Genomic DNA, 24,414 nt, shown 5'->3' with positions numbered 1-24,414 from the left:
CATTCCTCACAGTGTTTCCCCCGTACGCCGATGACACCCGCTCCCAACTTACGTGAACGCGAGCGCGGCCGACAGACGGCGCGTGCGAAGCGTTGTCACGCGTTCGCGTGACATGTCTTGGTCCAGTCCGCCACGTAATCTTCCGTACTGGACCGCCCGAGGGGAAAACATCGGAGAACACGGGGGCGGAGCCGGTGGACAAGAAGACGCCAAGGGGGCGTGTCAAGTGAGGGAAAAATCCGCCGTTCTCGTTTCCGCTGCTTTTATCGCCTGCCTGCTGGTCGGCTGCACGGCCGAGAGCGGAAACCCTGAGGACAGGGAACGGCCGCAGAAAGGCGAAGCGGTCGGCGTGGCGGGAAATCAGGTCAGAGACCTGACCGTCGCGGAAGAGGTCGAGGTCGACCGCGCGGAAGAAAGACTTGTCGAGAAGTGCATGGAGCGCCAGGGCCACCCCTACTGGCCGGCGCCGGTGGCGGGCATCGCGGAACGCAAGGCTGGGGCGTACGTGGTGGACGACGTCGACTGGGCTCGCCGGTACGGCTACGGTCGCACCTTCGACATCGCGGCCGCGGAGGCACGCCGCAGTCATCCCAGCGTCACCTACCCCAACTCACTTCCTGAGCAGGAGCGCATCCGCTACTCCCGCGCGCTCGACGGCGATTTCGACGACGTCATATCCGCCGAGCTGCCGGCCGGCGGCGCCACTCGGACACCACGCGAGGGCTGTTACGCCGAAGCACGGGAGCGGCTCTACGGCGACTATCCGACCTGGTTCCGGGTCAAGAAGACCGTGACAGGGCTGACTCCGCTGTATGTTCCGCGGATTCTCCGCGACGAGCGCCTGGTCACCGCGGTCAAGGCATGGTCCCGATGCATGAACGAGTCGGAAAACCCCTTCAGGAGTCCGGACGAGATACGTCAGAAACGGGACTCCCTGGTCGAGGGGATGAATGCATCCCAAGCCCAGAGCGCCGAAGTGAAATTGGCTGTGGCCGAGGCCGAGTGTGCCCGCAGAACATCCCTCGGGGAGACCGCGCGTTCTCTCGAAGGTGAATACAGAGATAAGACGCTGCGTGATTACCCCGAAGAATTTGCGACCTATCGGCAGATGAGGATGTCCGCCCTTTCCCGGGCCAGGAACCTCGAAAGCCGTTAGGTGCGCCGAAGATTTCCGTGGCGTCATGGCCGCGGGGAGCCCCACCCATCAGATGATCGAGGAGTTACACCCATGAGAAAACTGCCCGCCGCCCTGACCGTCCTGGGCATGGCTGCTCTCGGAACCGTCATCCCCGTCTCCTCCGCGCACGCCGTCGAGAGCTGCGCCGACAACTACAGGAACGCGGCCAGCGGTTACATGTACGCCTACGACTATGTCGACTGCGTCGGGCCGCTCGGCAGGGACGATGCCAACGACTCGAACTGGGGCGACAGCTCGCATCAGTTCCGGGGCAGCGACACCAACAAGGCGTCGTCCATCCTCAACAAGGGCAACCACCAAGAGGTCCAGTTCTTCAACGGAACCGGCACGGGCTGGACCGGCGGCCACACCTGCCTCGCCCGCAGCGAGCACTACGCCTCCGACCTCACCAACAACTACTTCACCAGCGGCTACTCGGCCAACAACTCCATCAGCTCGCACCGCTGGGTGGGCGCCAGCACCTGCGACAGGTGGGCGACCTGATCCCCCCTTCCGCGTAGCCGAGGCGGACGGGCCTGTCACGGCCTGTCCCTTGCGGGGATGCCTCTCTCATGGCATCCCCGCAAGGCGTCGGGGAGTGTCAACTTGACCTCGGACTCTTGCGAGAGCGTCGGCCGCGGGGCGCTTCCACACTCCGAGAAGCAGGAGGTCACTCCGCCGGGAAGGACCTTCGGCCATCACCCGCTCGTCGCGCCCTGGCTGGTGCGACGCCACAGAGTTTGGCGAAGCGGGCCCGCTGGTTACGCGCTCGGGGTTGTCGCCCCAGGCTGCGATGGTGAGTTGAGGAGGGCACGTCAAGGCCACGGATGAAAGAACTTACTATGGGTTTCAACTCTCTTGCTGCAGATCTTTCGTGGCGGTACGGTCACGCCGGCGCCCGGCAACGACGCCTGGCCGTCATCGCAAGGAGTTGACGCCTGTGATATTGAGATGGTCCGTCACCGCGACCGCGCTCGCCGCCACATCGGCGGCCCTCATAGCCCCCGCGACTCCCGCGCAGGCCTCCCCGCCCGGCACCAAGGACGTCACCGCGGTGATGTTCGAGTGGAACTTCGCCTCGGTCGCCAAGGAGTGCGCCAACACCCTCGGCCCCGCCGGCTACGGCTACGTCCAGGTCTCCCCACCCGCCGAGCACATACAGGGAGCGCAGTGGTGGACGTCGTACCAGCCCGTCAGCTACAAGATCGCCGGTCGGCTCGGTGACCGCGCGGCCTTCCGGGACATGGTCAGCGCCTGCCACGCGGCCGGTGTGAAGGTCGTCGTCGACACGGTCATCAACCACATGTCGGCGGGCAGCGGCACCGGCACCGGCGGCTCGGTGTACACGAAGTACAACTACCCGGGCCTGTACTCGTCCCCCGACTTCGACGACTGCACCGGTCAGATCACCGACTACCAGGACCGCTGGAACGTCCAGCACTGCGAACTGGTGGGCCTCGCCGACCTGGACACCGGGGAGTCCTACGTCCGCGGCGCCATCGCCGGCTACATGAACGACCTGCTGTCACTCGGCGTCGACGGCTTCCGCATCGACGCGGCCAAGCACATGCCGGCCGCCGACCTCGCCAACATCAAGTCCCGGCTGAGCAACCCGTCGGTGTACTGGAAGCAGGAGGTCATCCACGGCAGCGGGGAGGCCGTGCAGCCGACGGAGTACACCGGCAACGGGGACGTCCAGGAGTTCCGCTACGCCTACGACCTCAAGCGCGTCTTCAACAGCGAGAACCTCGCCTATCTGAAGAACTACGGCGAGGACTGGGGTTACATGAGCGGCGGTGTCTCCGGTGTCTTCGTCGACAACCACGACACCGAGCGCAACGGCAGCACGCTCAACTACAAGGACGGCGCCGACTACACGCTGGCCAACGTCTTCATGCTGGCCTGGCCCTACGGCGCCCCCGACATCAACTCCGGCTACGAGTTCTCCGACACGGACGCGGGCCCGCCCAACGGCGGTACGGTGGGCGCCTGTTGGCAGGACGGCTGGAAGTGTCAGCACAACTGGCCCGAGATCAAGTCGATGGTCGCCTTCCGTAACGCCACGCGTGGTGAGGCCGTCACCAACTGGTGGGACAACGGCGCCGACGCGATCGCCTTCGGGCGGGGTGCCAAGGGCTACGTCGCCATCAACCACGAGTCCGGCAGTCTGAGCCGGACGTATCAGACGTCGCTGCCGGCGGGGACGTACTGCAATGTGCAGAGCAACACGACCGTGGCGGTGAACTCCGGTGGGCAGTTCACCGCCACGCTCGGCGCCAACACGGCCCTCGCGATCTACGCGGGTAAGTCCAACTGCTGAACGCCGCACGTCGGTGCGGGTCCGGAGGCCCTTGACAAGGACCTCCGGACGAATCACCGTTCGTCGGCGCCGACCAGCGCCCGGACCTCGAACTCCTCGAAGACCTGCGGTTCCTGAGGCTGGCTCAGCACGGAGCCGAGCCAGCCCAGCAGGAAGCCCGCCGGGATCGACACGATGCCGGGGTTCTGCAGCGGGAACCAGGCGAAGTCGGCACCGGGGTAGATCGAGTCGGGGGTGGAGGAGACGATCGGGGAGAACACCACCAGGAGCACCGAGCAGATCAGACCGCCGTACAGGCTCAGCAGCGCGCCGCGTGCGGTGAAGCGCCGCCAGAACAGGCTGTAGACGATCGTCGGCAGAATGGCGGACGCCGCGATCGCGAAGGCCAGGAAGGCCAGCGTCGCGGTGCTGGTGCCCCAGGACAGCAGGGCCAGCATCATGCCCATGATGCCGATGGCGGCAGCGGCGAGCCGGGCGACGATCACCTCTTGCGTCTGTGTCGCCTTCCCCTTGCGGATCACTGCGCCGTAGAGGTCGTGGGCGATCGAGGAGGCCCCGGCGAGGGTGAGTCCGCCGGCCACTCCGAGCAGCGTGACGAAGGCCAGGCTGGACAGGAGCGCTGTGAGTATGGGGCCGCCGAGCTCGTACCCGAGCAGAAGCACCGCGGCATCGCCCTTGGGGTCGACGTTCGCGATCTCCCCCCGGCCCACGATCGCCGTGGCGCCCAGGCCCAGCACGCCCGCCATCAGACACACGAAGCCGATCAGCCCCACGGCCCATACCACCGAGCCGCGCAGCACACGCGTCGTGCGCGGGGCGAGCAGCCGCATCATGATGTGCGGCAGTGCGGCCAGCCCGAGCACGATGGCCAGTTGCAGGCTGAAGAAGTCCAGCTTGTTGGTGGTGGTCCCGCCGTATCGCAGTCCGGGGCCGAGGAAGCGGTCGCCCAGGGCGCTGTTGCCGGCGGCGGACGACAGCAGTTTGTCGACGTTCCAGCTGAAGTGGTGCAGCACCAGGATGGCGGTGAACCCCACCCCGACGACCAGCATCACGGCCTTGACCACCTGGATGACCGTGGCACCCGGCATACCGCCGATCGCCGCGTACACGACGACCATGGAGCCGATGACCACCACGCACATGGTCCGGACCGTCCCGCTCGGGGTGCCGATGAACTGCGCCAACAGGGCTATGCTGCCCACGAGTTGGGCGACCAGGTACAGCAGGCACACGACCAGTGTGCACAGCACGAGCGCCAGCCGGACCGATCGCTGTCCCTGCGACAGCCGCAGCGCCAGGTTGTCGCCCAGCGTGAACTTGCCGGAGTTGCGCAGTGGTTCCGCGATCAGCAGCAGCGCCATCATCCAGGCGACCACCGTGCCGCCCAGGTAGAGCAGACCGTCGTAGCCGGTCAGCGCGACGATTCCGGTACTGCCCAGCAGTGTCGCGGCCGACAGGTAGTCACCGCACATGGCGAGCCCGTTGCGCAGCGGCGACATGTCACGGTTGCCGAGGTAGAACTCGCTGATCTCGTCCCGCTGCGGGGCCGTCAGCAGCACCGTGAACAGGGTGACCACGGCGACAGACATGAACAGGACGAGCGTCAGCTTCTGAGTGGTCTCGTCGGTGACACCCGCTGCGTGATGCACCAGTTGACCGGCCGCCTGCGTCACCACGTGCCGGACCGCCTTGCCGAGGGGGCGGGGCGCTGTGCCTGGGCCCGTATGTGGGCCCGCAGGCGGTGGGTGACCGGGTCGATCCGCCGGTCCATGTGCCGGACGTAGAGCCAGATCGTCGTGCCCATGAGGAGGAACTGGCCAAGGCCCAGGGCCAGCCCGATCGTCAGATGGCCGATCAGCGACTGGTTCATCAGGCCGGCGGCGAAACTCGACAGCAGGACGTATGTGAGGAATCCGCCCACCGAGACGAGCGTCGCCGCTGTGCCGAAGGAGCGGTGTGCGCTGCGCATTGAATGGAATTCAGGAGAGTTGTGTATCGACTCCGGACTTACAGGTTCAACGTTTGGTGGAGGAGGCGGGTAAAAACTGTCGTTTGGCGGTGGGTGTAGGGACATAATGCACCTTCTTTGCTGCCTTATGCCGGGCGCGCGACCATCCTGAGCTGCGAAAATATGCCGCGAGGGCGCCTGTGAAGGAATGCTTTGATCACGGACTGTGAGTGTGGGGAGACTGGAGTATTGCAGCGCTGTCCTTGAACTATCAACCTGGTCGGCGAAATATCTAGATCGTCGACAACCGCGACACCGGGCGCAACGGCAGCACGGTCAACGCCTGTTGGCAGGGAGGCTGGAACTCGCGGGGAACGTGGGATTGACGCTCGTGGCGTGTGGTTCTACGTTCCCCGTTGTATGGGAGCGCTCCCATATTGCTCCCGTGGAGGGAATCGTCATGCAGCGCAGACTCAGAAGGTGGACGCTGACGTCCCTGGCGGCCCAGAAGCAGCGCGAGATCCTCGACCTGCTGCTCAACCGCACCACCGGCGCCGAGAACAGGGGCCAGGTGTGGCTCGCCCAGCAGGCCAAGGCGTACGGCGTCACCCGGTTCTACGCCGACGCGTGGACCGCGCCCGGGTACATGAAGACCAACGGGACGGATGCCAGCGGCGGCACCCTGTGCGGCCTGTCGGGTGCCACCTGCGCGAGCGGCGACTGGCGCGGAGCGTATGCGAACTTCCTCGTCCAGTACGCCAAGTTCTACGGCGGTGGTCGCCCAACGGCACCACCTGGAACGAGAACTGGGACGACGGCAGCGGCTACGACGGATTCACGTTCGCCTCCGCGGTCCACGACGCCCTCACCAAGGGGAACACCAGTGGATACGTGTACTGGTACGGCGCCTCGGTCGGCGCGATGCGCGGTCCGATCCAGATGGACGGCGCCGACTACCGCGTATCCAAGCGCCTTTGGGCGATCGCGGGCTACAGCCGCTTCATCCGGCCCGGCGCCGCCCGCATCGGCGCCGCGACCCCCGACGCCAACCTCAGGTTCTCGGCGTTCGGCAACACCGACGGTTCGGTGACGGTCGTGGCGCTGAACGCCGCGAGCAGTGCCCAGCAGGTGTCGTACCGCCTCCGGAACACCGGGATCAGCAGCGGGACGGCGACCCCGTATCTCACCAACGGCTCGAACAGCATAGGAGTCGCAATGCGCGTGACAAGAATGCTCGGAGTACTGGCGGCCGGGCTGGCCCTGTTGCTCGGTGTGATGGCGTCGCCGTCGTCGGCGGCCGCCTTACCGGGCAGCTTCCAGTGGAACTCCAGCGGCGTGCTCATCTCCCCGAAGTCCGACGCGAGTCACCAGCTCAGCGCGATCAAGGACCCATCGGTCGTGTACCACAACGGCCGGTGGCACGTGTTCGCCACCACCACGACCACCAACGGCAGCTACAGCATGGTGTACCTGAACTTCACCAGTTGGCAGACGGCCGGCTCCGCGCAGCATCACTACCTGGACCGGACCGCGATCGGTGCCGGGTACAAGGCGGCGCCGCAGGTGTTCTACTTCGAGCCGCGCAAGCTGTGGTACCTGATCTACCAGACCGGGGACAACGCGGCGTACTCGACCACCTCGGACATCGCCAACCCCAGGTCGTGGACCGCCCCGAAGAAGATGTACGCGAACGGCATGCCGCAGATCATCCGGGACAACATCGGCAGCGGCCACTGGGTCGACTTCTGGAACGTCTGCGACAGCTCCAAGTGCTACCTGTTCTCCTCCGCCGACAACGGGCACCTCTATCGGTCGGAGACCACGGTGGCCAACTTCCCGAACGGCTTCACCAACACCGTCATCGCGCTCCAGGACTCCAACAGGTACCGCCTCTGGGAGGCGGCCAACGTCTACAAGCTCAAGGACTCCAACACCTACCTGCTGCTCAACGAGGCGATCGGCAGCGGCGGCAAGCGGTACTTCCGGTCCTGGACGTCGAGCAGCATCAACGGCAGCTGGACCCCGCTGGCCGACACCGAGTCCAACCCGTTCGCGCGGTCGAGCAATGTCGCCTTCAGCGGCACCCCCTGGACCCGGGACATCAGTCACGGCGAGATGGTCCGCCACTCCAACAACCAGACCCTCACCATCAACCCGTGCCGCCTGCAGTTCCTCTACCAGGGCATGGACCCCGCGGCGAGCGGTCCGTACAGCACCCTGCCCTGGCGGCTGGGGTTGCTGATGCAGACCAACTCCCCCTGCTGAAAGTTCTTTCCGGTCGTTTCAGGACTCTTGCTGAAATCATTTCGGCGGCGATACGGTCGCGCGGGGTCGGACCCGAAGAGCCGTAACGCCGCAAGGAGTCCACATCTTGATACCGAGATGGCCGGTGCCGTCGAGGCGCCGCACCAAGCACACCCGACGGGTCGCCGCGGTCACCGTTGCCGCGCTGGCCGCAGCGCTCGTCCAGCCCCTCGCCGCCCGCGCCGACACCCCGCCTCCGCCGCCGTCGGACGCGGCGCTGGCGAAAGCCGCGGCCCGCCACGACCTCACCCGCGAGCAGTTCTACTTCGTCCTGCCGGACCGCTTCGCCAACGGCGACACCGGCAACGACAAGGGCGGGCTGACCGGTTCGAGGCTCTCCACCGGCCACGACCCCACCAACAAGGGCTTCTACCAGGGCGGCGACCTCAAGGGCCTGACGAAGAAGCTCGACTACATCAAGGGCCTGGGCACCACCTCCGTCTGGATGGCCCCGATCTTCAAGAACCGGCCCGTGCAGGGCACCGGCACCAACGCCTCGGCCGGCTACCACGGTTACTGGATCACCGACTTCACCCAGGTCGACCCGCACTTCGGCACCAACAAGGACCTGGAAACCCTCATCTCCAAGGCCCACGCCAAGGGCATGAAGGTCTTCTTCGACGTCATCACCAACCACACGGCGGACGTCGTCGACTACGAGGAGAAGTCCTACGACTACCTCTCCAAGGGCGCCTTCCCGTACCTGACGAAGGACGGCGAACCCTTCGACGACGCGGACTACGCGGACGGCACCAAGGACTTCCCGGCCGTGGGCGAGAACTCCTTCCCCCGCACCCCCAAGGCCACGAAGAACACCAAGGTCCCGTCGTGGCTCAACGACCCGACGATGTACCACAACCGCGGCGACTCCACCTTCGCCGGCGAGAGTTCCACGTATGGCGACTTCGGCGGCCTCGACGACCTGTGGACCGAGCGTCCCGAGGTCGTGCGCGGCATGGAGAAGATCTACCAGCGGTGGGTCAGGGACTTCGACATCGACGGCTTCCGCATCGACACCGTGAAGCACGTCAACACGGAGTTCTGGACCCAGTGGGCCACAGCCCTCGACGCGTATGCGAAGAAGCAGGGCCGCGACGACTTCTTCATGTTCGGCGAGGTCTACTCGGCCGACACCGACATCACTTCGCCGTACGTCACCCAGGGCCGCCTCGACTCCACGCTCGACTTCCCCTTCCAGGAGGCGGCCCGACAGTACGTCTCCCAGGGCGGCAGCGCGCAGAAGCTGGCCTCCGTCTTCGGCGACGACTACAAGTACACGACCGACAAGGCCAACGCGTACGAGCAGGTCACCTTCCTCGGCAACCACGACATGGGCCGCATCGGGTACTTCCTGAACCAGGACAACCCGAAGGCCACCGACGCCGAACTGCTCGCCAAGGACAGGCTCGCCAACGAGCTGATGTTCCTCAGCCGTGGCAACCCGGTGGTCTACTACGGCGACGAACAGGGCTTCACCGGCTCCGGCGGCGACAAGGACGCCCGCCAGTCGATGTTCGCGTCCACCACCGCCGACTACCTCGACGACGACCAGCTCGGCACCGACCGCACCCACGCGAGCGACGCCTACGACACGAGAGCACCGCTCTACCAGCAGATCAGTGCTCTCGCCAAGCTCCGCAAGGCCAACCCGGCCCTCACGGACGGCGTCCAGACCGAGCGGTACGCGGCCGAGGGGCCCGGAATCTATGCCTTTTCGCGCACTCGGGCAGGTATCGAGTACGTCGTCGCCTTCAACAACGCCGCCGACGCCAAGTCGGCGACCTTCGCGACCGGTTCGGCGGGCATGGCCTTCCACGGGATCTACGGCAGTGACGCGCACGTTACTTCCCGCGCCGACAAGAAGCTCACCGTCACCGTCCCGGCCGGATCCGCCGTCGTCCTCAAGGCAGCAGGCCCCCTGGCCAAGCCCGCTTCGAAGCCGGTCATCACCCTCGACGCCCCGGCCACCGGCGCCACCGGCACAGTGGCCGTCATCGCCGAAGCCGACGGCGGACAGCTCAACCGCGTCGTCTTCGCCGCGCAGACCGGCAACGGCAAGTGGCAGACCCTCGGCTCCGCCGACCACGCCCCGTACAAGGTCACCCAGACCATCGGCAAGGACGTACAGCCCGGAACTGCCTTGCGCTACAAGGCGGTTGTGATCGACTCGGCGGGCCGTACGGCGAGCGCCACAGCGGCCTCCACCACCGGCACCCCGCCCGCTCCCGAGCCCCCCACCGCCTCCTCCCGCGACTACGCGATCGTCCACTACAAGCGCACCGACGGCGACTACGAGAACTGGGGCCTGCACGCCGAGGGCGAGCGCCACCCCTTCATCGGCCGGGACGCCTACGGCGCCTTCGCCTACGTCAAGCTGAAGCCGGGCGCCTCCAGTGTCGGCTTCCTGGTGATCGACAAGGACGGCAACAAGGACGTCTCCGCCGACCGGACCATCGACGTCACCAAGACCGGCGAGGTCTGGATCGAGCAGGGCAAGGAGGCCGTACAGACGGAGCGGCCCGAGTATCCGGCGCAGGACAAGACCAAGGCCGTCCTGCACTACCACCGCGCCGACGGGAACTACGACGGCTGGGGCCTGCACACCTGGACGGGTGCAGCGAACCCCACCGACTGGTCGAACCCCCTCGAGCCGGTGAAGACTGATTCCTATGGCGCGGTCTTCGAGGTGCCGCTCACCGAGGGTGCCGGCAGCCTCAGCTACATCATCCACAAGGGCGACGAGAAGGACCTCGCCGCCGACCAGTCGCTGGACCTCAGGGCGAACGGCCATGAGGTGTGGCTGTTGAACGGCCAGGAGAAGTACCTGCTCCCGCAGCCGGCCGGCTCCGCAGCCGCGCTCGACCTGACCACCTCCAAGGCGGTCTGGATCGACCGGAACACGGTCGCCTGGAACGGCTCCGACGCGGCCGCCTCCACCCAGCTGCTGTACTCCCGCACCGGCTCGATCACCGTCGAGGACGGCGCCCTGACCGGCGACGACCAGCGCTGGCTCCGACTCACCAAGTCCACCCTCACCGAAGCCCAGAAGGCCAGGTTCCCGCACCTGAAGGACTACACCGCCTGGTCCGTCGACCCCCGCGACCGCGACCGGGTGCGCGAGGCGCTGCGCGGCCAGGTCGTCGCCTCCCAGCGGGCCGCGAACGGAGCGGTCCTGGCGGCGACCGGTGTCCAGATCGCCGGAGTGCTCGACGATCTCTACTCCACCGCCACGACGGCCGACCTCGGCCCGACCTTCGACAAGGGCCGTCCCACGCTGGCCGTCTGGGCGCCGACCGCGCAGTCGGTCGCCGTCGAGCTGGACGGCTCGCTCCAGCGGATGCGCCGCGACGACACCACCGGCGTCTGGTCCGTCACCGGCCCCAAGTCCTGGCAGAACAAGCCCTATCGGTACGTCGTGAAGGTCTGGGCGCCCAGCGTTCGGAAGGTCGTCACCAACAAGGTCACCGACCCCTACTCACTCGCCCTCACCGCCGACTCCGAGCGCAGCCTCGTCGTCGACCTCGCCGACAAGTCCCTCGCGCCCAGCGGCTGGACGTCACTGAAAAAGCCGAAGGCCGTACCGCTCAAGGACGCCCAGATCCAGGAGCTGCACATCCGCGACTTCTCGGTGGAGGACAGGACGTCCGAGCACCCCGGCACCTACCTCGCCTTCACCGACAAGGCGAGCGACGGCTCCCGGCACCTCAAGCGGCTGGCCGAGTCCGGGACGTCGTATGTGCATCTGCTGCCCGCCTTCGACATCGCCACCATTCCGGAGAAGCGATCCGACCAGGCGACCGCCGACTGCGACCTGGCCTCCTACCCGGCCGACTCCGACAAGCAGCAGGAGTGCATCGGGAAGATCGCCGCGAAGGACGCCTACAACTGGGGCTACGACCCCTACCACTACACGGTCCCCGAGGGCTCGTACGCCACCGACCCGGACGGCACCGGCCGTACGGTCGAGTTCCGCAAGATGGTCAAGGCGCTGAACGAGGACGGCCTGCGGGTCGTCATGGACGTCGTCTACAACCACACGGCGGCGAGCGGTCAGGCGGGGACGAGCGTCCTCGACCGGATCGTGCCCGGCTACTACCAGCGGCTTCTCGCGGACGGCTCGGTCGCGAACAGCACCTGCTGTGCCAACACGGCCACCGAGAACGCCATGATGGGCAAGCTCGTCGTCGACTCGATCGTCACGTGGGCCAAGGAGTACAAGGTCGACGGCTTCCGCTTCGACCTGATGGGCCACCACCCGAAGGCCAACATCCTGGCGGTCAGGAAGGCCCTCGACGCGCTGACCCTCGCCAAGGACGGCGTCGACGGCAAGAAGATCATCCTGTACGGCGAGGGCTGGAACTTCGGCGAGGTCGCCGACGACACGCGCTTCGTGCAGGCCACGCAGAAGAACATGGCGGGGACAGGGATCGCGACCTTCTCCGACCGGGCGCGGGACGCCGTACGCGGCGGTGGCCCCTTCGACGAGGACCCCGGCGTCCAGGGCTTCGCGTCGGGGCTGTACACGGACCCCAACTCCTCGGAGAGCAACGGGAGTACGGCGGAGCAGAAGGCGCGTCTGCTGCACTACCAGGACCTGATCAAGGTGGGGCTCAGCGGAAATCTCGCCCGGTTCACCTTCACCGACACCAGCGGCAAGGAGGTCACCGGCGCCGACGTCGACTACAACGGCTCGCCCGCCGGCTACGCGGACGCGCCCGGTGACGCTCTCGCCTACGCCGACGCGCACGACAACGAGTCCCTGTTCGACGCGCTGGCCTTCAAGTTGCCCGCCACGACGAGCGCGGCCGACCGCGCCCGGATGCAGGTCCTCGCCATGGCCACGGCCACCCTCTCGCAGGGCCCGGCGCTCTCCCAGGCGGGCACCGACCTGCTGCGCTCCAAGTCCCTGGACCGCAACTCGTACGACAGCGGCGACTGGTTCAACGCCGTCCACTGGAACTGCGCGGACGGCAACGGCTTCGGGCGCGGGCTGCCGATGGCGGCCGACAACGAGTCCAAGTGGCCGTACGCCAAACCACTGTTGGGCACGGTGAAGGTCGGCTGCGAGCAGATCGAGGGGGCGGCGGCGGCGTACCGGGATCTGCTGAAGATCCGTACGACCAAGAAGGCCTTCTCCCTCGACACCGCCGGCCAGGTGCAGTCGACGCTCTCCTTCCCGCTGTCGGGGAAGGACGAGACGCCCGGCGTGATCACCATGGTGCTCGGTGATCTGGTCGTCGTGTTCAACGCGACGCCCGAGGAGCAGAAGCAGCGGATCGAGTCGTCGGCCGGGACCGGCTACCGGCTGCACCCGGTGCAGGCGTCGGGAGGGGACCCTATCGCCAAGTCGGCTTCCTTCGAGCGGATTTCGGGCACCTTCGCCGTTCCGGGTCGGACCGTTGCGGTATTTACCCGGACTTCCTGACAAGGGCATTACCTTGGTGGGGCAGACCGTGCATCCTGGTCTGCCCCACCAGTGCTGTCCCAAGGGCTGACACATGGACGTCAACGACAAGCGAACCGACACCACCGTGCTGGTCGTCGACGACGTCGCGGCCAGCCGGTACGCCATGGGCGCCATGCTGCGCCGCGCCGGTCACCAGGTCGTCTCGGCCGCCACCGGCAACGAGGCGCTCGTCGAACTGGACGTACGGCGGCGCAAGGGGATCCTTCCCGGTGTGGCCCTGATCGACGTGGACCTGCCGGACATGAGCGGCTTCGAGCTGTGCCGCCGGATCAAGGCCCGCCCGCACATGGCCGGCCTGCCCGTGGTGCACTTCTCGGCCACCGCCGGCTCCATGGAGGATCGCTGCCGGGGCCTCGAGGTGGGCGGGGAGGCGTATGTGACGGTGCCCGCCGAGCCCGAGGAGATCGACGCGGTGATCCGGGCCGCGGTGCGCGCGGCGCGGCTGCGGGCCGACGACCAGGCGCAGGCCAGGCGGCTGATGATGCTGTCGGAGACGATCGTCACCATCCAGGCGGCCCGCTCCCTGCAGGAACTCGCCGACGCCGCCGCCGACGGCACCGCACGGTTCACCGGCTCGCCCGCCGCCGTGTTCGTCCTCGGCCCGGACGACGACCTGTACCGCGCCACCTCCCGGGACCGCACCGCCCTCGCACTGCCGGACGAGGGCGCCCACCGGACCGTGGCCGCACTGCTGCGGCGGCTCACCCGGGGACAGGACGGCGTACGGATCACCACCGTGCCCGCGCCGCTGTGGCCCGCCGGGTTCTTCCGGCCCGGCGTGCAGCACGACGCCCGGCTGGCGCTGATCCGCACCCAGGACGGCAAGGCCGCGGTCTGCCTGGCCATGCCCACTCGCGGGATGAACAGGGTGAACCCGGCCGACGAGACCCTGGTGGCCCGGCTCGCCCAGGCCACCGCGCTCGCCGCCGAGCCGCTGCTGATGTACCAGGTCGAGCGGCATGTCGCCCTCACTCTCCAGCACAGCTTCCTGCCCCAGCCGCACCGGCTGCCCAAGCTGCCCGGCATCGACGTCGAGGTCCGCTATGTGCCCGCGTCCCGGCAGACCGAGATCGGCGGCGACTTCTACGCCGCACTGGGCACCGGGGACGGCATGCTGACCGCCGTCGGCGATGTCGTCGGGCACTCGCTGGACGCGGCCACGGTGATGGTCGAGATCCGGCACGCGCTGCGCGCCTACTGCGTCGAGGAGAGCGACCCCGCCGTGCTCGCCGAGCGCCTCGACCGGATGCTCCAGCACTACCACCCCGAGGTCACGGCCACGGTCTGCCTGGTCCTGATCGACCCGGGCACCGGGCGCACCTGGATCGCCAACGCGGGCCACATCCCGCCGCTGATCATCCGGGACAACGACAGCACCGACTACGCCAAGGCGTCCGGCCCGCTGCTCGGCGTGGGCCTGCACCACCCGCCGCCGACCGAGCTGATCCTCGACCCGGACGACCGGCTCCTCATGGTCACCGACGGCCTGATCGAGACCCGGGGCATCGACCTGGAGGCCTCGATGGAACAGCTCCGCGCAGCCGCCGCCGGCGCCCCGCCCGGCCTGGACGCCCTGTGCGACACCCTCCTGGCCTGCTTCGGCCACGACCACGAGGACGACATCGCCATGCTGGCGCTGCGGCTAGGGTGAGCCCTGCCGACCCAGAACAGGAGTGCCCATGCCGCAGATCACCGTCGACTACTCGGAGCAGCTCGCGGACAACTTCGACCGCCCCGGTTTCGCTCAGGCGCTGCACACCGCCGTGGTCGAGATCGCGGCCGCGAAGCCGCCGGCGTGCAAGACGCAGTTCCGCCGCACCGAGGCCACCACGGTCGGCCCCGACGCCGACGGGCACGCGGTCGTCCATGTCACCCTCGGTCTGCTGGCCGGGCGCACGGACGCCACGAAGGCCCAACTCACCGAAACGGTCCTGGAGTTGCTGAAGCAGTATGTGAAGCCCGCGGAGGGTTTGGCGCTGCACGCCTCCGCGGAGGTGCGTGACCTCGACCCGTCGTACCGCAAGTTCGACAGTTAAGAAGCCAGTGCGATCAGGCGGGCGGCCAGGTCGCTGAAGGGGCCGTCGGTCGGTTCGTCCTTGAGCATGCGGCGTAGCAGCATGCCCATCTCCTCGTCGTAGGCGGCGCTCACGGCGGCCAGCGCGGCGAAGTCGTGGACGAGTTGCGCTTCCAGCTCGGCCCGCGGAATGCGCCGGCCGTCCAGCCAGATCAGGGCCGTCGACTCGGCGAGCGAGATCCAGGACCGGATGACCAGTTCCAGTCGCGCGGGCGGATCCTCTACGCGTAGATGCGAAAGGATTTGGACATACGCGGCCTGCCGTACGGAGTCGATGAGCGCGTTCGTCGTGGACGAGCCGACCGCCGGGCCGCCGCGCATCAACGCCGAGAAACCGGGCCCGTGGTCCTCCACGAAGTCGAAGAATCGGCGCATCACCCGCAGCAGCCGGTCCCCCAGCGGACCCTCCTTCGGTTCGACGAACCGGCCCGCCAGTTCGTCCGAGGCCCGCCTCAACGCGGCCTCGTACAGGCTGAGTTTGCCGGGAAAGTAGTGGTAGACCAGCGGCCGTGAGATGCCCGCGGCCGACGCGATCTCGTCGATGGACACCTCGTCGGGCGAGCGGCTGCTGAAGAGTTCGAGAGCGACCCCGATCAGCTGCTGCCGCCGCTCCTCGACGTCCATTCTGCGACGTACCCCGGTACTCATACGAACACCTTACCGATCGTATCCGGCCCCGAACCGACTGGACCGACCGCCGTGTTCACATGAACCCTCACATGTCCAGCACCAGCCGATCACTTCGGGCCCGCGACACACAGATCAGCATCGAGTTCCGCGCTCCGCATCCGTCAGCAGTTCGTCCCGGTGCTCCACCTCGCCCTCCAGCACCCGCTGTTGGCAGGTCCCGCAGAACCCCCTGCTCGCACGTGTACGGCGTGTCACGGCAACTCGGCCCGTACGGCGGCCAGGACAGTACTGTCCGCGACCACGGTCAACGCCCTTCCATTGCACCGGAGTTCGACCTCGAAGGAGCAGTTGCCGTCGGCCGGGACGCGCGGCGCGAACCGCTCGGCGCCCTCACGCACGTTCGCGAACACCGGATCCAGATCGGGCTGCCCCTCCACCACGGTCACCCGGTCCGCACCATCGGCAGGTCCGGCGTGATCACGCTGCCGCCCGCGACGAACACATACGAGTCCGCCTGGACGAGCGGGAAACGGTTGCGCGGCCCCCGTACCTCCAACTCCCCGCCCTCCCACACCTGTTCATGCACCTCAAGCGAACCGCCCCGCCCGTCCGGCACCAGCCGCGTCGCGACGGTGTACGACGAGGTGTCCTCCGGATCCCCGCACAGCGAGTACTGCCGGACCAGCCCCGAGGGCAGTACCAGATCGAGATGTGCCCCGGGCTCCCAGCGCGGCAACTCCCGCCCTTCCAGCCGCAGTTGTACGACGCCCTCGGCGACGGTCTGATACGACACCACCCGCAGCCGCAGCGCCCGCGACCGGGGCCGCCCGGAGACCGGTTCCTCCAGGGCGGGCATCGGCCACAGCGGCGAGGCCCGCACGCGGTGCCGCAGGGTCCGCCGGGCGAGCAGCGCGGCGCGGTGACGACGGCGAGGGTCCGCGGCTTCGCCACTGGCGGGCAGCAGCAGATGCAGGCGACTTGTTGACGCGAGTGTCAGCCGGCGCGGTCGACGTGCGTGTCAGTGCAGGCCGTCGATCGTCCGTCCGTCGTGCAGCGTCCCCTTCAGCCTGGCCTGAGCGCCCTGCTTCGCCTCCGCCGCCAGCAGGTAGCCCTTCGCGGAACCGCTCACCCCGCCGGACACATTGATGGAAGCGGTGTCCCTGCTGCCCGCGGCCAGCAGGTACCAGGTCCCCGCATCCGACCGCCACAACACCCCGGCCAGCACGTGGGGGTCGCGGGGGCCGCACGCCGGAGAGTTCTCGGCCTTCGCCGCCACCGCCCCGTACTTCCCGCCCGGGGTGTGGAACTGCGCCAGCACCCGGGCCCCGCCACCCCGCCACGTCTCGGCCCGCGTGCACACCCACGCGGCCGAGCCGCCCGGAGCAGGCAGCGACTGCCGCGCATACTCCCAGGCGTTCACCGACCGCACCCCCTGCGACCGCACCGCCTGCAGCGAGCACGCCATCGGCGACCAGGTGCGCAGCGCCTGGGCACCGGACGCCTCCTTCGTGTACCCGGGCTTCCCGGTGGTCAGATGGGCCGGGACCAGCTCGCCGAGGTCGGTCATCAGCCGGGTGCCCGAACCGTCCGTCACCTGCAGCACGTTCCACGACGTGCACGCGCCGTTCTGCCCGCCCGGGCTCGCCAGCGGTGCGGTCACGCCGTCGGTCAGGCCGAGGTCCATCGCCCCCGAGCGCGGCTGCATCAGGTCCCGCTCGACCGCCTTGGTCACCCAAGGAGCCGTCAGATAGCGGACGTTGCCGTCGGTCCGCGCGAGCACCACCGCGCCGGCCTCCGCGCGGGTCGCACCGTCGGCCCGCCCGAAGTCGAGGGCGGCGCCGCTCGTGCCGTCCTTCGGCTCGGCGTACCGGACGACGCGCAGACCGTCGTAGAGGAGCACAACGTGCGCGGTGTCGACGGTTCCGGCGTAGAGGAGCTGGGGCGGTCCGGCGGGGCCGCCGGTCGGGGTGGCGGGGGTGGCCGAGACGCGGACGGACTCGCCGGGGCGGGCCCAGACGGCGAGGGCGCGGCGCAGGAGCGCGCTGTCGTCGGTGCGGTCGCCGCGTGCGGGCCAGACGGTGAAGTCGGTGCGCGAGGAGGACTGCCAGGCCGTCGGGGCGACCTTCGTCAGCTTGGCCGGGTCGAGTGCGGCCTGCGCGGACGGGTTCTGCGCGTACGACGGTGCGGCGGCGCCGTCGGGGCCCCAGCCGTCGCCGGGCAGCCCGAGCAGCACCCCGCACACGGCGAGCGCCACCGCCGCGACGACCGCGGCCTTGCCGTGCTGCCTGCGCCGCATCAGATCGGTGGGCCGGGCCTGGAGCGAGCAGGGGTCGAACTCGGGGGAGTCGAGCAGCGCGTTCTGCGCCGGTAGGCCGTCGGCCTCGGCCAGCGCGGTGTCCGGGTCGGTGACGCCGGCCGCGGTCAGCACCTTGTGTACGTCGCCGTCAGCGAGCCGCTCCAGGCCGCGCAGTACGTACGCGGCGCGGGCCGGGGCGGACAGGGCCGACAGCCGCTGGTCCAGGGCGAGTTCGTCGGCGCCGCCCGAGCGGGGGAACAGGCGCAGGCCCCATACCTGGGGGAGCAGCGGGGGCAGCTGGGAGCGCTTGGGCCACGCCTTGAAGGTGAGCGGCAGGCCCGCCTCCAGCGCCGTACGCAGCACCTGAAGGCGGACGAAGGAGTAGCCCGGGTCGCCGTCCCGTCCCGTCGACTGGGCCGGGATCACGGACGCCGAGGCGCGGCCCCGGGGGAGGGTGCGCTGGGTGAGGGCGTGGGCGGTCAGGACGCGCCGGTTGCGGCCGAGACTCGGCGGCAGCACCAGGTAGGCGAGGCGGACCAGCCGCGGATAGTGCTCGACGAGCGCGGCCTCGGCCTGCTCGACATCGACGGCGGGCCCGTCGGACGAGGCGGCGGGGGTGGGGCGCGGGGCGACATCCTGTGACTGCACGTTCAGTAAAACGAGCGAATCAACGGCTGGTTACCGCCAAGCGTTCCGCTGGGGGTGCCGCGATATGCCCTCGTTTGTCTGCGGCGCCGTCGTGGCTGGTCGCGCAGTTCCCCGCGCCCCTTAAGGGCGCAATCCGCACCGGACGTCGGCAGCGCCCCGAAGGGGCGCGGGGAACTGCGCGACCAGCCCCCACCGACCCGCAGACGAATCACCGCACCCCTAGCGGAGCGCCGCCGCATCCAGTTCCGGCGTCAGCAGCTTGACGCCCTCCTCCGGCTGTCCGGTGTTCCGCAGCGAACTGGACAGCTGGATCTTCGCGCGACGGCCCTTGTAGCCGGTGAGCCCGAGGGCCAGCGCCTCCCGGTACAGCGGCACCGCCTGGTCCGAGTGGCCGGTGGAGTCCCAGGCGCAGGCCCGCTCGAAGGGGCCCAGCGGGCTTCCGGCGGGAAGCTCGGCGACGAGCGTGTCGATCACGGACCGGAAATCCGCGGCCCGGTCTTCGGGGTAGTCGTCGAAGGTGGCCCAGGCGGCGGCCACACGCTCTTCCCAGTCCTCGGTCATCGGCATACCTTCGCACAGGTGTGTCCGGTGTGGCACCGATCATTTTGAGTGCTTCGCACGCGGGAGCCGTATCCGACTTCGGCATGTGCCCTACCTATGCCCGTACCGGAGGAACAGATGAGGTTGACCCGACCGATGCTCGCGCTCGTCGGCGCGGCGGCGGCACTGGCGCTGACGGGCTGCGGCTCCGGCGATGACCAGGCGGCCGTACCGGAGACGGCGACCGGGAGCCTGGAGCACCTGGCCGCCGAGGTGAAGTGCAAGCCGGACATGCAGACGGACGCCGACGAGATCCGCCAGGCCCTGTGCAAGACCGGCAAGGAGAAGTACGTCCTCGCCACCTTCGCCACCGACCGCGGCCAGCGCGAGTGGATCAACACGGCCAAGGACTACGGCGGCTACTACCTCGTCGGCCGCAAGTGGGTCGCCGTCGGCCACGAGGACGTCATGACGTCGCTGCAGGGCGATCTGGGCGGCGACATAGAGATAGGTACCGACCACTCCGGTCATTCGGACGGCCACTCCGCCTCCCACAAAGGCTGACCCGCACAGACTCGGGCAACAGACTCGGGCATGCGAAAGCCGGCGGTGGGATCTCCCACCGCCGGCTTCCTGATGAGGCGTTACCGGCTGAGTGCTACTGGCATTCCTGGCCGGAGTTGATGCACTCGACCACCTGGTTCATCAAGTCCTCGTCCATGACGTTGATGAAGTCGTTGTGGTCGGTGATCGGCTTGTGCAACTGCTCCGGGAACCCGTCCACCGCGTACGCGTTCTGCACCTGACCGTTCTCGACGGTCGGGGCCGGCACGTCGTACACCAGGCGGATCTGGAGCTGTGGGATGGCCTGGAAGCCGTTCGCGCAGCTGCCGTCTTCCTGGACGAACGCCACGTGGTCACGGTGGTTGGCGCTGTCGATGTTCTGGCCGTCCCAGCAGCTCTGGAAGTTGGACGTCCGCACGACCGAGCTGCCCTCGGGGCAGATCACGTACTTGTCCGTCGCCTGCCGGTCCTCGAAGCCGGTGCAGCTGAACGAGGTGTTGGCGTTCGCGAGACCGTTGGTGAAGGCCTTGGCGTCACCGGTGATGATGCGCAGGAACTTCGGCATCGCGACGACGTCGCTCTGCTTGTTGCCGACGAACTTGATCTCCGCCTGGCTGGCCTCCAGGATCGTGCCAACGTTGCCTTCGGCGCCACCGCCCGCGTCGTTGGCGTCGAACTCGTCGGTGCCGTCCTGGAGCCTGAGCACCGGCCAGTAGTAGGTGGACTTGTCGGCCTGGTTCTGGCACGTGGTTTCGGCGTTGGCCAGGTCATCGTCGCTGGCGAAGGCGTTGTTGCCCTGGTTGCCGACGTAGTCGTGCGTGTGGTGCGCGCCGTTGTCGACACCTGGGGCGACGATGATGTTGTCGCTGTTGAACAGGTTGTTCGCGTTGGTACCGCACTCTGTAGTGAAGGTACCGGTGGAACCGGTGTCCCCGTTCGCGGCCAGACCGTTCGGCAGGTTGCGGGAGCCCGGTTGGACGTCCTCGATGTTGACGAAGTCGTCGGCCACCGGGCCGTTGCCGGCCTGACCTCCGTTGCCCTCGGGTACCGGGTCCAGACCGTTGTCCTGGCCCTGGTCCTGACCATCACCTTGGTCCTGACCGTCGCCCTGGTCCTGGCCCTGGTCCTGACCGTCGTTGTTCTGGTCCCCGCCGTTGCCGTCGTTGGTCTCCGGCTGTTCGGCCGGGACGCCCTGGCACTCGGCGAGCTGGTCGAGACCCTGCGGAGCCTTGCCGCCGACGCGGTTGATGTTGATGCCGATCCGGTCGAGCGTGGCGACCCGCTTGGACTTCAGCGGGCCGAGGATGGCGTTGTTGACGAAGCCCGTGTCCCCTGCCTGGGCCTGGCGCGTCGAGGCGAGACGCGAGTAGGCGTCCGTGATCTGCTGGTCGAGCAGCGCCAGCTCCTTGGCGACGCCGGAGCGCGCACCCTCGGGCACGTCGTTCAGCTCCTGACCGACGTCAGGGCAGTTGATCGTCGCGACTTGGGCGCCGGCCGACCTGGTCTGGTTTCCGTATGAGTTCTCCTCATGCGCAGAGGCATAGAAGTTGGCCCAGATCAGCCCGCCCCCACCGAGCGCTAGGGCCGCCGATGCGGCTATGGCCTTGGTGGCCAGCGGCGTACGGCGTTTTCGTGTGTTGCGTCCCATGGAACTCCTCTGACTTCCTTGCGGGGCAGCGAGACGCCCGACAGGAGTGAAGCGGCTCCCATCCATACGCAGGAGGTCCCAGGAGTGTTCAGCCGTCTCAGGAATTGATGAGAGACTGAAGAGACAATTCGCCCTCAACTCCCCCACAAAGCGCGGGAGTTGTGATCGCCCAGGATCAGTGTCCGTGGTCCAGATAGGCGAGAACCGCCAGGACACGGCGGTTGTCGTCGTCCGAAACCTCGAGTCCCAGCTTCGCGAAGATATTTGAGGTGTGTTTGGCGATCGCCCGCTCGGTCACCACGAGCTGCGCCGCGATCGCCGCGTTCGAGCGGCCCTGCGCCATCAGCTCCAGCACCTCCCGCTCACGGGCCGTGAGCCGCCCCAGCGGCCGGTCGTCGGCCTCCCGCCGCGACAGCAGCTGCTGGATCACCTGCGGGTCCATCGCCGTACCGCCCGCCGCGACCCGTCGTACGGCGTCCACGAACTGATCCGCGTCGAACACCCGGTCCTTCAGCAGATACCCGACCGCGCCGCTGCCGTCGGCGAGCAGCTCACGCGCGTACAGCTGCTCCACGTGCTGGGAGAGCACCAGCACCGGCAGCCCGGGTCTGTCCCGCCGGGCCTGGAGCGCGCACTGCAGGCCCTCGTCGGTGTGGGTCGGCGGCAGGCGTACGTCGACGACGGCGACGTCCGGCTCCAGCTCGGCCAGCGCGCGGGCCAGCTCGGGGCCCGTCTCGACGGCCGCGGCGATCTCGAAGTCGTAGGCCTGCAACAGCCGGACCAGTCCGTCGCGCAGCAGGAACAGGTCTTCGGCTAGGACAACGCGCAAGGGATCTCCATGGTGACCATGGTGGGACCGCCCGCGGGACTGCTGACGGCCAGGACGCCGTCGAATGTACCCAGTCGGCGCTCCACTCCGGCCAGACCCGAACCGGCGCCGATGATCGCGCCGCCCTTGCCGTTGTCGGTGACCGAGGTCCGCAGCATGCCGTCGGTGTGGTGGAGGTCGACATAGATCCGGTCGGCGTCGGCGTGCTTGACCGCGTTGGTGAGCACCTCGCTGATCGCGAAGTAGGCCGCCGACTCGACGGGTTCGTCCGCCCGCCCGGGCAGCTCCACCGTCACCTCGGTCGGCACCGGCAGCCGCAGCGCCAGAGCCCGTACGGCGTCGCCGAGGCCGCGCTCGGCCAGCACCGGCGGATGGATGCCGCGGACCAGGTCGCGCAGTTCGGCGAGGGCCTCGACGGAGGACTTGCGGGCCTGCGCGAGGAGTTGCCTGGCCTGCTCCGGGTCCTTGTCGAGCAGCATCTCGATCGTGCCCAGGTCCATGCCCATGGCGACCAGCCGGGCCTGCGCCCCGTCGTGCAGATCGCGCTCGATGCGGCGCAGTTCGGCGGCGGAGGTGTCGACGGCGTCACGCCGGGTCTCGGTGAGAACCCGGACCCGCTCGGCGAGTTCGCCCTCGTTGGGGGCGAGGACGGCCCGGGTGAGCCGGAAGTGGACCGTCAGCAGCCGCGTGTTGAAGAAGTGGGCGAAGAAGAGGAGGACGAGGCCCAGTACGCCCGCGCCGAGTGCGGAGGCCTGCCCGGTGACCTGTACGAATCCGTACCAGTAGCCGTCGGGGAGCACTCGCCACAGCCCGGCCGCCACGGCGAGTCCCTCCAGGGGGTAGATGAGCAGCGCGGCCGGCAGGAACGCGGTGATGTAGCCCGCGGTCATGTCGACGTTCAGCCACAGCAGGTCCCGCCAGGTCGCCGGGTCCCGGAGCATCGTGAAGGTACGGGTCCACGGATTGGCGTCCTTCGGGACCGGCCGGTACGCCGACGGGATCCGCACCCCGCACCACTTTGCCGCCAGAACGCGCCGCCAGTCCGCGAAGGCCCGCACTCCGGTGAGCACCCAGGGCGTGGTGACGATGCCGACCCCGATCGGGATGAGCGCGATGGACACCACGGCCAGCACGTAACAGAGGATCGCCCCCGGCAACACCACCAGCGAGAGCCCGAGCCCCCGCACCGCCGCCAGTCCCATGCCCCGCGCCCCAGAGCGCGCGGCATCATTCGTCGTGCTCGTGTCGATGTCCATGCCTGTCAGTCTGGCCGAGCGGACAGGGCCGGTCACTGGGGTAAGGGCCCGGACCGGGAGGTGGTGCCAGGTACACCTGCGTGGGCTGGGCCCTGGCGTTTGGATCAGGCCGGCTGGTGAGGTGCAGTGCCTTTCGGCCGAGCCGAGCCGAGCGGGGGCGATGGAGGTACCTCCCGCGCGAGCCGAGCGAAGCCGATAGTGGGGGGAGTTTGAGGACGAGGTCGTTCAGGCCGAAGCGGGGGCCTGGGGGCGGCAGCTCCCCAGACGGCAAGCCCAACGCCGGGCGCCGAACAGCACACGGCACCCGGCGCGAGGGCTCACCTCGAGTAACGCATGAACGCCCGGACCATATGGCACGTCGTGTCCGACGGCGGGTGGACGCCGATGAGTTCCGCGGTGCTCCGTATCGTCTCGTTGCGGGCCTGGTTCGGCATATACACACCCGAGTCGAGCAGGGCGATGGCGAGGCGCATGGCCTTGAGGCGGCGGTTGTGTGTGACATACCACTCGCGGGGACGGCCCGGCGGCAACGGGCGCTTCTCCACGGGTTCGTACGGCAGGTCGAGCAGGACGGGGCGCTTCGCAGTGGACTGCGTCGGCTTCGGCTTCAGTGCGGCAGCGGGCACAGGCATCCTCCTGTCGCGGTCAGGGTCTCGTCCGGGGACTTCGGCGGCCTCGGCGACACCCTCGAACACTGCTTCTATTCTAGCGTC

Annotated in this window: 16 protein-coding genes and 2 pseudogenes; 8 read left to right on the top strand and 10 right to left on the bottom strand. The window is 68.4% G+C overall.

The annotated features are described in order from the left end of the window. The first annotated feature begins 226 nt into the window (after positions 1-226). The 3 genes from QQY66_RS13125 to QQY66_RS13115 all read left to right on the top strand — a co-directional run bounded on the left by QQY66_RS13125 (position 227) and on the right by QQY66_RS13115 (position 3,497). Positions 227-1,156: a hypothetical protein gene (locus tag QQY66_RS13125; RefSeq protein WP_301979447.1), complete on the top strand. Its 930-nt coding sequence runs from the start codon at positions 227-229 to the stop codon at positions 1,154-1,156. A 72-nt stretch (positions 1,157-1,228) separates the two neighbouring features. Beyond that, positions 1,229-1,681, top strand: a complete 453-nt coding sequence (locus tag QQY66_RS13120; RefSeq protein WP_301979445.1) for a hypothetical protein — start codon at positions 1,229-1,231, stop codon at positions 1,679-1,681. Positions 1,682-2,117: 436 nt separating this feature from the next. Continuing rightward, a complete protein-coding gene (locus QQY66_RS13115; RefSeq protein ID WP_301979444.1) occupies positions 2,118-3,497 on the top strand; it encodes an alpha-amylase family protein in 1,380 nt (459 codons plus the stop codon). Positions 3,498-3,550: 53 nt separating this feature from the next. Here QQY66_RS13115 and QQY66_RS13110 read toward each other — a convergent pair whose 3' ends face one another. Beyond that, the gene (locus QQY66_RS13110; RefSeq protein ID WP_301987288.1) at positions 3,551-5,086 is read right to left on the bottom strand and encodes a cation acetate symporter; all 1,536 of its coding nucleotides are present in this window, start codon (positions 5,084-5,086) and stop codon (positions 3,551-3,553) included. Positions 5,087-5,166: 80 nt separating this feature from the next. Then, positions 5,167-5,571 (bottom strand): DUF485 domain-containing protein, encoded by a 405-nt coding sequence (locus QQY66_RS13105; RefSeq protein ID WP_301979443.1) that lies wholly within the window; start codon positions 5,569-5,571, stop codon positions 5,167-5,169. Between the two features lie 558 nt (positions 5,572-6,129). On the opposite strand from QQY66_RS13105, the gene QQY66_RS50365 reads away from it, so the two are divergent. The 4 genes from QQY66_RS50365 to QQY66_RS13080 all read left to right on the top strand — a co-directional run bounded on the left by QQY66_RS50365 (position 6,130) and on the right by QQY66_RS13080 (position 15,252). Continuing rightward, the gene (locus tag QQY66_RS50365; RefSeq protein WP_367666971.1) at positions 6,130-7,710 is read left to right on the top strand and encodes a non-reducing end alpha-L-arabinofuranosidase family hydrolase; all 1,581 of its coding nucleotides are present in this window, start codon (positions 6,130-6,132) and stop codon (positions 7,708-7,710) included. Between the two features lie 106 nt (positions 7,711-7,816). Then, a complete protein-coding gene (gene pulA / locus QQY66_RS13090; protein ID WP_301979442.1) occupies positions 7,817-13,174 on the top strand; it encodes a pullulanase-type alpha-1,6-glucosidase in 5,358 nt (1,785 codons plus the stop codon). Positions 13,175-13,247: 73 nt separating this feature from the next. Further along, on the top strand, positions 13,248-14,867 hold the full coding sequence (locus tag QQY66_RS13085; RefSeq protein WP_301979440.1) for a fused response regulator/phosphatase: 1,620 nt from the start codon (positions 13,248-13,250) through the stop codon (positions 14,865-14,867). 28 nt (positions 14,868-14,895) lie between these two features. Beyond that, positions 14,896-15,252, top strand: a complete 357-nt coding sequence (locus tag QQY66_RS13080) for a 5-carboxymethyl-2-hydroxymuconate Delta-isomerase (protein WP_301979438.1) — start codon at positions 14,896-14,898, stop codon at positions 15,250-15,252. Here QQY66_RS13080 and QQY66_RS13075 read toward each other — a convergent pair. The 4 genes and pseudogenes from QQY66_RS13075 to QQY66_RS13060 all read right to left on the bottom strand — a co-directional run. Continuing rightward, positions 15,249-15,938: a TetR/AcrR family transcriptional regulator gene (locus QQY66_RS13075; RefSeq protein WP_301979436.1), complete on the bottom strand. Its 690-nt coding sequence runs from the start codon at positions 15,936-15,938 to the stop codon at positions 15,249-15,251. The genes QQY66_RS13080 and QQY66_RS13075 overlap by 4 nt on opposite strands. A 67-nt stretch (positions 15,939-16,005) precedes the next feature. Further along, a pseudogene (locus tag QQY66_RS13070) lies at positions 16,006-16,881 on the bottom strand (2Fe-2S iron-sulfur cluster-binding protein). A gap of 57 nt (positions 16,882-16,938) precedes the next feature. Next, positions 16,939-18,864 (bottom strand): hypothetical protein, encoded by a 1,926-nt coding sequence (locus tag QQY66_RS13065; protein WP_301979434.1) that lies wholly within the window; start codon positions 18,862-18,864, stop codon positions 16,939-16,941. A gap of 234 nt (positions 18,865-19,098) precedes the next feature. Next, positions 19,099-19,425: pseudogene (locus QQY66_RS13060) on the bottom strand (tetratricopeptide repeat protein); the annotation flags it as partial. 117 nt (positions 19,426-19,542) lie between these two features. Here QQY66_RS13060 and QQY66_RS13055 point away from each other — a divergent pair. Further along, positions 19,543-19,968: a hypothetical protein gene (locus QQY66_RS13055; RefSeq protein WP_301979432.1), complete on the top strand. Its 426-nt coding sequence runs from the start codon at positions 19,543-19,545 to the stop codon at positions 19,966-19,968. Positions 19,969-20,062: 94 nt separating this feature from the next. On the opposite strand, the gene QQY66_RS13050 is transcribed toward QQY66_RS13055, so the two are convergent. From QQY66_RS13050 to QQY66_RS13035, 4 genes are all read right to left on the bottom strand, one after another. Continuing rightward, positions 20,063-21,616, bottom strand: coding sequence for a DUF1996 domain-containing protein (locus tag QQY66_RS13050; RefSeq protein WP_301979430.1), 1,554 nt, complete (start codon positions 21,614-21,616; stop codon positions 20,063-20,065). Between the two features lie 175 nt (positions 21,617-21,791). Beyond that, positions 21,792-22,445, bottom strand: coding sequence for a response regulator transcription factor (locus QQY66_RS13045; RefSeq protein ID WP_301979428.1), 654 nt, complete (start codon positions 22,443-22,445; stop codon positions 21,792-21,794). Beyond that, the gene (locus QQY66_RS13040; RefSeq protein WP_301979426.1) at positions 22,430-23,701 is read right to left on the bottom strand and encodes a sensor domain-containing protein; all 1,272 of its coding nucleotides are present in this window, start codon (positions 23,699-23,701) and stop codon (positions 22,430-22,432) included. The genes QQY66_RS13045 and QQY66_RS13040 overlap by 16 nt, the downstream gene beginning before the upstream one ends. Before the next feature lie 317 nt (positions 23,702-24,018). After that, positions 24,019-24,327 (bottom strand): hypothetical protein, encoded by a 309-nt coding sequence (locus tag QQY66_RS13035; RefSeq protein WP_301979425.1) that lies wholly within the window; start codon positions 24,325-24,327, stop codon positions 24,019-24,021. Positions 24,328-24,414 lie beyond the last annotated feature (87 nt).

The organism is Streptomyces sp. DG2A-72 (assembly GCF_030499575.1).
Taxonomy (GTDB): Bacteria; Actinomycetota; Actinomycetes; order Streptomycetales; family Streptomycetaceae; genus Streptomyces.
The sequence above is the reverse complement of the archived record's forward strand: the minus strand, read 5'-3'. Positions and strand labels throughout refer to the sequence as shown.